Origin of the sequence: Zavarzinella formosa DSM 19928, assembly GCF_000255705.1 — a bacterium.
GTDB lineage: Bacteria > Planctomycetota > Planctomycetia > Gemmatales > Gemmataceae > Zavarzinella > Zavarzinella formosa.
In genome coordinates, this window is sequence record NZ_AIAB01000543.1 from 1 (window position 1) to 1299 (window position 1299).

At 62.0% G+C, this 1299-nt stretch carries 2 protein-coding genes; both read right to left on the reverse strand.

Annotation, left to right across the window (positions count from 1 at the left end; translation table 11 throughout):
• Positions 1–269 precede the first annotated feature (269 nt).
• On the reverse strand, positions 270–659 hold the full coding sequence (locus BGIM_RS0100590) for a hypothetical protein (protein ID WP_020467900.1): 390 nt from the start codon (positions 657–659) through the stop codon (positions 270–272).
• Positions 644–1120, reverse strand: a complete 477-nt coding sequence (locus BGIM_RS0100595) for an RNA polymerase sigma factor (protein ID WP_020467901.1) — start codon at positions 1118–1120, stop codon at positions 644–646. Before BGIM_RS0100595 ends, BGIM_RS0100590 begins: the two co-directional genes overlap by 16 nt.
• Between the last annotated feature and the right edge of the window lie 179 nt (positions 1121–1299).

Below are 1299 nucleotides of genomic sequence, written 5' to 3' on the forward strand. Positions count from 1 at the left end.
GATCGGTTTTCGCCCCAAGGGGGCGCTCGAAAATAGCCAGGGGCGGCTTCCGCCCCTGGACAATAGACGACTAAAAACAGTCCACCCCAACGGGGTGGCACAACCAGCAAGTGCTGCCCCGTTGGGGCAGAAACCATTCCACGGTGAGATTCCAGGGGCGGAGGCCGCCCCTGGCTATTTTCGAGCGCCCCCTTGGGGCGAAAACAAGTCGCTTGGATCTGTCAGAAAGATTTAACAGATCCTGCTTTTGAAGAATCCTCAGTTTTCAGTCAGTCCCACTGATGGGAGCCGGCCCGCATCGGGGGGCCGTTCGAGGCAAGGACATGGCCGGCGACGGGCGATGAAACCGGGCGGTTGCCGTCGGTGCGATACCACAAGATCGACCCCGGCGTCGGCGACACGGGCGGCGCTTCTTCCGGCGGCAGGGCAATCATGACGGGCGTCACGGGCGGCGGCAACACGGGTTCCGGCGATTTTGGCCACAAGAGGCAAAGCGTCACGACTTGGGAGATTGCCAACAATCCGGCGATGGCGGGCCAGAGGCGTGACGGCCGAACCGATCCTCGGCCGGCGGCGAACATCACGGCATCGCGATCCAGCCCGCCCCGGCCGGGAGTGAGGCGAACAAGTTTCGTGATTGGGTCTACGGATTCGGACATGCTTCCCCCAACAGTTGGCGAAGCCGGGCAAGACCCGCCTCGTATCGGCGATGGGCCGTCGCCGTGGAACAATCAAACGCCGCCGCGATTTCGGCCAGCGTCAGCCCGCCCCAAAGCCGGGCGATGATGACATCCCGCTCGGTTTCCGGCAACCGTTGCAACGCCACAACGGCGACCGAGGCATCCAAGCCATCAACCGATGACTCCACGAACCACGCGGCCGGTCGATGGTCTGCCTCCCGGCGTTTGCGCCGGGCTTCCGTCTTGCGAAGATCCAAGGCCCGGTTCCGCACCGTGCGAAACAACCACGCCTCCGGATTGTCCGGCGCCGCTCGTTGACCGGCCAGCCGCACGAACGCATCCTGAACCGCGTCCTCCGCCGCCAGCGTATATTGCCGGGCGAAGAGCGTGAGTGTCGGCCCCAGCCGACCGAGCAGTTCACCAAGCAACGCGGGTGTCATTGGGAGGATGACGACACGAGTGGAAAGTTTTTTCAGGAATTAGCATCCGACTCGGAACCCGGAACCCGGAACTCGGAATGACCAATGACCGAACTGGATCGAGTATGATTTCTCTTGAGCCGATATAGTTCATGATTGGTCATTGGGGCATTATGCTAGTTCGTCGGCAGTGAATACTT